The organism is Salegentibacter salinarum (genome assembly GCF_900168115.1).
GTDB classification, from domain to species: domain Bacteria; phylum Bacteroidota; class Bacteroidia; order Flavobacteriales; family Flavobacteriaceae; genus Salegentibacter; species Salegentibacter salinarum.
Window position 1 is genome coordinate 74744 of record NZ_FUZC01000014.1, and the last position, 8292, is coordinate 83035.

Consider the following 8292-nt stretch of genomic DNA (forward strand, 5'->3'; position numbering starts at 1 on the left):
CTTTCATATTCAATTTCTAAGTATCTTAAATTCTCAGTTTTAAAAAATTGAGAAGATGAAGGATGAAGGCAAAACTTTAATTGCGGGTGCTTCTGGAGCCCTGGGTACCGAAATCATAAATTTACTAACAACGGAAGGAAAAGATATACGAGCCCTAACCCGCTCTGATAAAGGCGTTTCAAAACTTTCAAAGTATACCGATGATGTGTGGAAAGGTGATGCAGCTAAAGACCAGGAAGGGATTAGGGGCATTACTAAAAATATTACCACAGTAATTTCTGCACTTGGAAAAAGTGTAAGTCTTTTTACACCTTCCCAGGAATCTTTTATGGAAAGTGATTTTAGAGCAAATAGAAATCTCCTGAAAGATGCTGTTAAAAACGGGGTGAAGCGTTTTATATATGTTTCAATTATGGGCGCAGATTCGTCAAAAGATTTCAGCATAGCCCGCGCCCATAAAATGTTTGAAAAAGAATTAAAAAGTTCGGGGATAGCATATACAATTGTAAGGCCAGCAGGCTTCTATTCTGGCCTAAATGATCTCGCTATAATGGCCAAACGCAAAGTCATTCCTTTAATTGGCTCGGGAGAAGCACAAACTAACAGTATTCATCATAAAGATCTCGCAAAAGTTGTGGTTTCCTTTTTAAACGATGGTCCAGAAATCGCAGAGGTAGGTGGCCCAAATATTCACACCAGGCGTGAAATGGCCGAAATGATAAAAGAAATTGTTGGGGGCGAAATTATTGAAATACCTGAACCTATGGCCAAAATAAGCGCCAGCCTGGGATTACCAAAAATATTCAGTGAAGGAATTAATGATAAACTGGATTATTTTACCTTTATTACTACCAACGATATGATTGGGGAGTCTAATGGAAAAATTTCCTTCAGGGAGTATCTTGGAAATCTTGACCTTAAAAAAATCACTTAATGTCTTTAAGCTACGATGCTATAATTATCGGAAGCGGTTCTAATGGAATTTCAGCCGCGATATATTTGCAACAAAAAGGATTGAAAACTGCCATTTTTGAACAGGCAGCTAATCCCGGCGGCTCCACCCGAACCCAGGAATTAACCTTACCGGGATTTAAGCATGATGTGGGCTCAGCCATTTTGCCCATGGGGTTTGGATCACCGTTTTTAAGAAGTTTACCTCTAGAGGAACACGGCCTGGAATGGATATTTCCTGAAATTCCATACGCCCATCCCTTTAGTGATGGGAGCGCACACGCTTGTTATACCGATATCAGGAAAACAGCAGTCCAATTAGGTGATGATGAAGCTTCCTATTTCAATTTATTTGAACCCCTTGTTAAAGACTGGGAAAAATTAGAAAATGACCTGCTAGGCCCTTTAGGAATTCCGCAGCATCCGCTGGATTTTATGAAATTTGGTTTAAAGGCACTACCATCGGCTAAATTACTGGCCAAACATTATTTTAAAAATGAAAAGTCGAGAATATTCTTTTACGGCTCTGCTGCACATTCTACCTTACCGCTAAATAGCCTCGCTTCAGCATCGTTCGGACTTGTATTAAGTACTATGGCGCATAAATATAACTGGCCATTCCCCAAAGGTGGGGCGCAAAACTTTATCAATAGTATGCTAAGCTACTATACTTCCATTGGCGGCGAACTACACCTTGAAAAGAATATAACTCAGCTGGATGAACTTCCGGAATCTAAAACATATTTATTCGATTTAACCCCGAAGCAGTTATTAAAAATTAAAGGAACCGATTTTCCCGGTCTTTATCGCAAAAGAATGGATTCTTTTAAATATGGGGCCGGAGTCTTTAAAGTAGATTGGGCACTTAGTGAACCTATTCCTTTCACCAATGAAAAATGCCGGAAAGCGGGCACGGTGCATATTGGATTTTCGGAAGAAGAAATGGAGAATTCAGAACAAAGTATACATCAAAAAAATATGACGCAAACTCCGTATGTTCTGGTTGCACAGCATAGTATTTTTGATAACACAAGGGCTCCGGAAGGTCAGCACACGGCCTGGGCTTATTGTCATGTCCCCAATGCTAATACAGAAGATTTTTCTAAAATAATTGAAGATCAAATAGAGCGGGCCGCACCAGGATTTAAAGATTGTATCTTAAAGAAATCTACTATGAATTCTGCTCAATTAAATGCCTTTAATCCTAATATAATCGGTGGTGATATAAACGGTGGAAAACAGGATATTACCCAGCTTTTTACCAGGCCGATCGCAAAAATGTCTCCTTACTCCACTCCTAACCCAAGGATTTATATTTGTTCATCCTCTACACCTCCCGGTGGTGGCGTGCACGGTATGTGCGGTTTTAATGCAGCCCGGGCAGTAGAAAAAGATCATTTTTAACCCACTCAGCTATTTAAATATTATTGAAAAATCAGTCTTTTCCTTAATTTTTTATATAAACTTTCACTGTATAGAATATCAAGCCTACTTAATTTCCGCTATTTTTGAGTTCAACAACTCTTAAACAATATGCGCTACGCAATAAGTTATGTAAGTACCGCTAACCCGGCACTTTCAGAAACTGAGATACAGGAAGCTTTAGATTTTAGTAAAGACTGGAATAACAATCACAATATCACCGGGATTCTTTTATACTCACAGGGAAATTTTTTCCAGGTGCTTGAAGGGGAAGAACAACTTTTAAAAGATCTGATTGATAGGATAAAAACTGATGAACGCCATCAGAATGTTATAACCATTTTTCAAAAAAGTATTCCGAATACTCAGTTTGATGGTTACCAGGCCGATTTTATTTCTTTAAACGACAGGTATAACGACGAAAATTTTGACACCTATCTTGCTCAAATTAGTCTGTTGAATCCTTCAATTCAAAGTTCGGTAAAGTACATCTTAAATAAATTTACAGAAGGCATCAAATAAGTATAATCTTGTTATTTTTGTGTGCACACTTACAGCATAATACTTATGACAACAAAACTTATTGCCCCATCTATTCTTGCTGCCGATTTCGGGAATCTTCAGCGTGATATTGAAATGGTTAACAAAAGTGAGGCCGACTGGTTTCATATTGATATCATGGATGGCGTTTTTGTACCGAATATTTCTTACGGAATGCCGGTACTGCAGGCTATTACCAAACATGCCGAAAAAACGATTGATGTTCACCTCATGATCGTTGATCCCGATAGGTATATCAAGGAATTTGCAAAACTGGGAGCCGATAACCTTACCGTTCATTACGAAGCCTGCACACATTTACACCGTACGCTACAGGCAATAAAAGCTGAAGGTATGCAAGCGGGAGTAGCGATAAATCCGCATACAAGTGTAGATCTATTGAAAGATGTGATTCAGGATATCGACATAGTATGTATAATGAGTGTAAATCCTGGTTTTGGCGGACAAAGTTTTATTGAGAATACCTACCATAAAATTCAGCGTTTAAAGGAGCTTATTGTAACACATAATGCTTCTACTTTAATTGAAATTGATGGTGGCGTAACTAATGAAAATGCTTCTCAACTAATAAAAGCCGGTGCCGATGTTTTAGTGGCCGGGAGCTATGTTTTTAAAGCTGAAGATCAACTGGAAACCATAAAAGACTTAAGACAACTTGCAAACTCCTAAGAATACTTACGATGTTATAATTATTGGCGGTGGGCCAATTGGTATTGCCTGCGCCCTGGAAGCCGAAAAGAAAAATCTTTCTTATCTCATCCTGGAAAAAGGCTGCCTGGTAAATTCGTTGTACCACTACCCTACCAATATGACATTCTTTTCTACTTCAGAAAAACTGGAGTTGAATGGAATTCCGTTTATCAGTAATAATCCAAAGCCCAGAAAAGCTGAAGCTCTGGAGTATTACCGAAGGATAGCGACTTCAAATGAACTTAACATCAATTTATTTGAAAAGGTTACTGGAGTAGAATCTAAAGACAATTTTCATAAAGTAAGTACGACAAAAAACAATTACACCGCTAAAAATGTAGTGGTTGCCACAGGATTCTATGATATCCCGAATTACCTGAATATTCCCGGGGAAGATTTGCCAAAAGTGGCTCATTATTACGGCGATCCTCATTATTATGCCACTTTAAAAACCATAGTAGTGGGCGCCAGCAATTCTGCTGTAGATGCTGCTTTAGAGATATATAGAAAAGGCGGCGAAGTTACTATGATCGTCAGAAAAGAAGAAATTGGAAGAAGAGTGAAATACTGGGTACGCCCCGATATTGATAACCGAATTAAAGAAGGAAATATCAAAGCGCTTTTCAACGCTAAGCTAAAGGAAATACGAGAAACCGAAGTGGTTATCGAGACTCCCGATGGAGAACAAACCCTGGAAAACGATTTTGTGTTGATGCTCACCGGATATCGCCCAAACTTTGAATTTCTAAAAAAGATGGGTATTAAATTATCTGATGACGGCAGAAAAATTCCGCAATATGACCAGGAAACCATGGAAACTAATGTCCAGGGAATCTATCTTGCAGGAGTTATCTGTGGTGGTGTAGAAACCCATAAATGGTTTATAGAAAACTCCAGGGTACACGCCAAAATGATCATGGGAGATTTAGCCAAAAAATTTGAAGCTTAAAGATTTATTTCTATCAATATAGAATCAAGAATATCTCGAAACTTCAATTTGGCTATATCTGACCAAATTATTTTTTGTTAGCCATTCTTTCATTTCATTAATTACAGATTCATTGCTTGAAAACTGACCGTTTTTTATTTGTTTTCTACCTATTGTAATTGCATCTTTTTGCTCAGAGGATAATTGAAATAATTCCTGTTCGGATGCATCAAATATAGTCTGAAGAGCTTTTAAGAAGTTTAAATCTTTGGAATCCTTAATTCTTGAAATCAAGGTGTTTTTTATTTGAGCAGTCATATCCATTTCAATCCAATTTTTGCCTTTTATGAATAGTAGTGATTTTTGTTCAATGCTCTAATTTTTGAGTATGAGTTTTTATGTTTGCTAATATCCCGGGGTGAGTAGATATTAAGAACCTCTATCCACAGAATTACAAAAAATTACAGCTGAGTAAATAAAAAAATATAGCTTAAAAAAATTATTTAAGACTTACAAGGGGTACTTAGCCGATTGGATACATCGTAACATTTGTCAGCTTAATTTCCCGACCAATTTTCTAGCGTATTTTCCCAAATACCATTTAATCCGCCACGGTTTTGTTGTTCATTTTGTATTTAGCCATTCTTTTTGCATTTAGCTTTTAATTCCTCAAGATTTTTTTTCGGGTCGAAATCGTGATCAATTTCGCTATCAATTCCTTCTTGAATAGCATTTCTTAGCGCAATTACTTTACTTTCCTCATTTTCTAAAAGTCGAAGGCCATCTCTCATTACTTAACTTACATTTTTATATCGCCCTGCAGAAGCTTGGGTTTGTACAAACTGGTCAAATAATTCCCAGCGATATTGATGGATGTTTCATTTATTCAAATTTCAATGCGTTGTATTCCTGGATTGCTTGCTTAACGGTTTCCAATAGGTCTGTAAAACTTGGGCTGTCTTCTGGAATCATATTGGTTTGCATCGTTTTATAATCGTCTTCCCAAGCTTTTATAAAATCGTCTGGTGGAATAATGTTTAAGTTTGGTGGATATAATGTATTATAATCTACGCCACGCATTCCATTAAATCTTTCTCTGTGCTCAATAATGGAAACTATTAATTCTTGGCCGTAGGCTTTGTCTTTATGTTCGCTATTGTAGATTTTTGTAATATCGTACAAATGCCTGCTTAATCGTTCTACACGTATTTTATAATTAGGCTTTTTAAACTCTTCGTGCAACAAAAATAGTTTCTCTAAATAAGTACGCTCTGGATTTACACAGAGTACAGTTATGGGCGAATCGGCAAATGGACGACTAGGAAATTGTTCACCTACAAATGATATGATTTTGCAATTTGTAAAGGGGTCTTTTAATGCGCGACTGCCCAATTCTACCTTTACTCTTGGTAAAACATATTCTGAATGTTCTGTAACCGCAGGATAATAGATTAAAATAGATACTGGGTCTTGGTCGCTATCACCTAAATTTTCAAAATCGAAAGTAACGTTTGTATAGCCCTTTTCTGCGAATGCTTTTTGTAAGGCTTCATAAAATGTAGTGGTAACAAACTCAAAAGATTTTTCTCTCAATTTTTTTACTTGCGATTTGCTAATCAAACCACCAGCAAAACCTAAATATTCTCTGTTTAGGGCTAAATCTATATCTTCAGAAAAGCGGTTGATTAACTGCCACGCTTTACTTAATGACGTACCGCCTTTGAATAATAAATGTTCGGCAAACTCTAATTGAGAAAAGATAATATCAAGGGTTTGTACTACCCACCAATCTTTTTCTAGAGCATATACAGGCAAGCCTTTTTGTTGCGCTACCGCAGTAAAAATCTCTGCCTTTTCTGCATCTTTTAATTTATAAAACTCTTGGGCTGCCATTTACAATGCTTTTGCCATTATTTCTGCTATCCATTGTGGTGCTAACCAAATGTCGTGTTTTAAATTTTGCTTATCTTCTTTTAATAATAAGCTTTGTATTTTTTCTAATTCTTGGGGCGTAGCCTTGTCCTTACCAATATCTTTTAAAGCTTGTACCACCAATTTGCTTATCTCGCCTTTTAGCGCCAAATTTTTAGGTGTTGTTTTTTTAAACTGTATGGTGCGCTTGCCAATTTGGATGGTTCTGGGTGAACCATCTGTTAAGTACACAATGCGTAATGGCACTTGGGTAGATAAGCCCAAAGCGTTTTGCGCTTGTGCTCCTGTAGGTAATAAACGTGCCTTATCTCTTTTAGCAATAGCAATAGCTACTTCTTCAGCATCTGGCAATACGTCTTGATTAAGCAACTTACTAAATGTTGGTTTAGCATAAATACCTCTTGCTAAACGACTTATTTTTTTTGCTTTTACCAAACGATGCAGTGCGGTATGTACTGCGCCATTGCTACCGAGGCCTAAAAAATCTTCTATAAACAGAATTGCACCAGGCTTGTTATCATTTACTTGTTCTGTAACTTTATCATCTACACTTCGCATAACACAAATATAATATTTTGTAATTTAATTAAAAATATTTGCGAGTTATTTATGCTATGAAACTTACAGATATGTACTCTTTAATAATAAAACGCACCGTGTGTTTGTAATACTATTTGTGTATGCGTCCGTCTAAGTGCATCCTTTCTGAGAATTCGATGATCATTCCTTTTTTGCTATAGTGCATTAATCTTTTACAGGACAGTCTTGATTCATTATATTCAATTGAGTAGGAAGATAGGGATTAATTCCCTATCTGTCCTCTCACACCACGCGTACGTACGGTTCTCGTATACGGCGGTTCCTTGCTTTGGCATCCTTTGGATGTGTGGATGTTGTTTTCAGTTATCCCGTTGGGTGATCATCACTCTTACCTATTCTTCGGATTCCGTCCTATTCTTATGGTAAGGAGTCTCTGTTTTGAGCATCTGATAATTTAAAACCATTAGGTAACATTCATTTACTATCCGACTGCAAGGTTTGACCCTTCGTCATCCTTCGAGACTTCCGTCTTACCTTTATCAGGAGACGGCTCGTAGAGTGGCTACTATGGTCGCTGCTGACTTCTCACGGCAAGCTTTACTCCGTGCTTCCAAAAAAAAACGGCTGCACGTCCACGAGACCTCCCCGGGTAAGAACAATAACTTTCATCCCATATACCTGCTGCATTTACCCCAGAGACCCCGTGCAGTAACGGACTTTGATTTGTTATGCAATCTCATCCGGTCTCCATAGGCCTTATATGCAGTTTCTGTTCGTCAGGCCGGGAATTTGCTCCAGGCTTCCTTCAGATTCCACCTCGCAGTGGACACCCTTGCCTTTTGCTAACACTTCCTACTGCCAAGCGTGTTCGGGACTTGCACCCTATAGTTATTGCCCATGCCGGGCACAATCGGGTAGAAAGGTAAGGATTATTTCCCTACCTGTCCTCCCACACCACCCAGCATACGGTTCCGTACTGGGCGGTTCCCTAATTTACGTTCTAACTTTAAGGTAATAGTCCAGAAGAGAAGTGTAACCAGCCTGTCTCAGTCTGTGGATGGTAATAGTCCTTTTGAGGATAAAGCTGTTAGCTGTATGCCAGTAGCTTTTCCTCGTGTTGGCATATTCCCACGCTTTCCACTTGTTCAGGCCAAGCTTGATAAGCATCTTTCCTTTCGTGCGGATGCGTTTCCATTGTTTCCAGATACACATCCTTAGACGTCGACGGTACCAGCGATCTATGTTTCTCAGCAGGCTTTTTATATCTG

At 38.1% G+C, this 8292-nt stretch carries 10 protein-coding genes; 5 read left to right on the forward strand and 5 right to left on the reverse strand.

Going from position 1 to position 8292, the window contains the following annotated elements; translation table 11 throughout:
• The first annotated feature begins 55 nt into the window (after positions 1-55).
• From B5X53_RS15370 to B5X53_RS15390, 5 genes are all read left to right on the forward strand, one after another.
• On the forward strand, positions 56-934 hold the full coding sequence (locus B5X53_RS15370; protein WP_079714118.1) for an SDR family oxidoreductase: 879 nt from the start codon (positions 56-58) through the stop codon (positions 932-934).
• Positions 934-2355: a phytoene desaturase family protein gene (locus tag B5X53_RS15375; protein ID WP_079714119.1), complete on the forward strand. Its 1422-nt coding sequence runs from the start codon at positions 934-936 to the stop codon at positions 2353-2355. The genes B5X53_RS15370 and B5X53_RS15375 overlap by 1 nt, the downstream gene beginning before the upstream one ends.
• A 129-nt stretch (positions 2356-2484) precedes the next feature.
• The gene (locus B5X53_RS15380) at positions 2485-2895 is read left to right on the forward strand and encodes a BLUF domain-containing protein (protein ID WP_079714120.1); all 411 of its coding nucleotides are present in this window, start codon (positions 2485-2487) and stop codon (positions 2893-2895) included.
• A gap of 45 nt (positions 2896-2940) precedes the next feature.
• Positions 2941-3603, forward strand: a complete 663-nt coding sequence (rpe, locus tag B5X53_RS15385) for a ribulose-phosphate 3-epimerase (protein ID WP_079714121.1) — start codon at positions 2941-2943, stop codon at positions 3601-3603.
• Positions 3590-4573: a YpdA family putative bacillithiol disulfide reductase gene (locus B5X53_RS15390; protein ID WP_079714122.1), complete on the forward strand. Its 984-nt coding sequence runs from the start codon at positions 3590-3592 to the stop codon at positions 4571-4573. Before rpe ends, B5X53_RS15390 begins: the two co-directional genes overlap by 14 nt.
• A gap of 24 nt (positions 4574-4597) precedes the next feature.
• Here B5X53_RS15390 and B5X53_RS15395 read toward each other — a convergent pair whose 3' ends face one another.
• The 5 genes from B5X53_RS15395 to B5X53_RS19390 form a co-directional block, all read right to left on the reverse strand.
• On the reverse strand, positions 4598-4876 hold the full coding sequence (locus B5X53_RS15395) for a hypothetical protein (protein WP_079714123.1): 279 nt from the start codon (positions 4874-4876) through the stop codon (positions 4598-4600).
• A gap of 311 nt (positions 4877-5187) precedes the next feature.
• Positions 5188-5343: a ribbon-helix-helix domain-containing protein gene (locus B5X53_RS19675; protein ID WP_198550746.1), complete on the reverse strand. Its 156-nt coding sequence runs from the start codon at positions 5341-5343 to the stop codon at positions 5188-5190.
• A 91-nt stretch (positions 5344-5434) separates the two neighbouring features.
• Positions 5435-6445, reverse strand: a complete 1011-nt coding sequence (locus B5X53_RS15405) for a nucleotidyl transferase AbiEii/AbiGii toxin family protein (protein ID WP_079714124.1) — start codon at positions 6443-6445, stop codon at positions 5435-5437.
• Positions 6446-7042 (reverse strand): DUF6088 family protein, encoded by a 597-nt coding sequence (locus B5X53_RS15410; protein ID WP_079714125.1) that lies wholly within the window; start codon positions 7040-7042, stop codon positions 6446-6448.
• A gap of 1069 nt (positions 7043-8111) precedes the next feature.
• Positions 8112-8292: hypothetical protein (locus tag B5X53_RS19390; RefSeq protein WP_234999248.1), on the reverse strand; the 181-nt coding region annotated here is incomplete at its 5' end.

What these genes read in the sequence shown, in the direction of transcription:
- B5X53_RS15405 (WP_079714124.1), bottom strand. Translation starts at nt 6,445, where the DNA reads ATGGCAGCCCAAGAGTTTTATAAATTAAAAGATGCAGAAAAGGCAGAG.
- B5X53_RS15375 (WP_079714119.1), top strand. Translation starts at nt 934, where the DNA reads ATGTCTTTAAGCTACGATGCTATAATTATCGGAAGCGGTTCTAATGGA.
- B5X53_RS15410 (WP_079714125.1), bottom strand. Translation starts at nt 7,042, where the DNA reads ATGCGAAGTGTAGATGATAAAGTTACAGAACAAGTAAATGATAACAAG.
- B5X53_RS15380 (WP_079714120.1), top strand. Translation starts at nt 2,485, where the DNA reads ATGCGCTACGCAATAAGTTATGTAAGTACCGCTAACCCGGCACTTTCA.
- B5X53_RS15370 (WP_079714118.1), top strand. Translation starts at nt 56, where the DNA reads ATGAAGGATGAAGGCAAAACTTTAATTGCGGGTGCTTCTGGAGCCCTG.
- B5X53_RS19675 (WP_198550746.1), bottom strand. Translation starts at nt 5,343, where the DNA reads ATGAGAGATGGCCTTCGACTTTTAGAAAATGAGGAAAGTAAAGTAATT.
- B5X53_RS15395 (WP_079714123.1), bottom strand. Translation starts at nt 4,876, where the DNA reads ATGGATATGACTGCTCAAATAAAAAACACCTTGATTTCAAGAATTAAG.
- rpe (WP_079714121.1), top strand. Translation starts at nt 2,941, where the DNA reads ATGACAACAAAACTTATTGCCCCATCTATTCTTGCTGCCGATTTCGGG.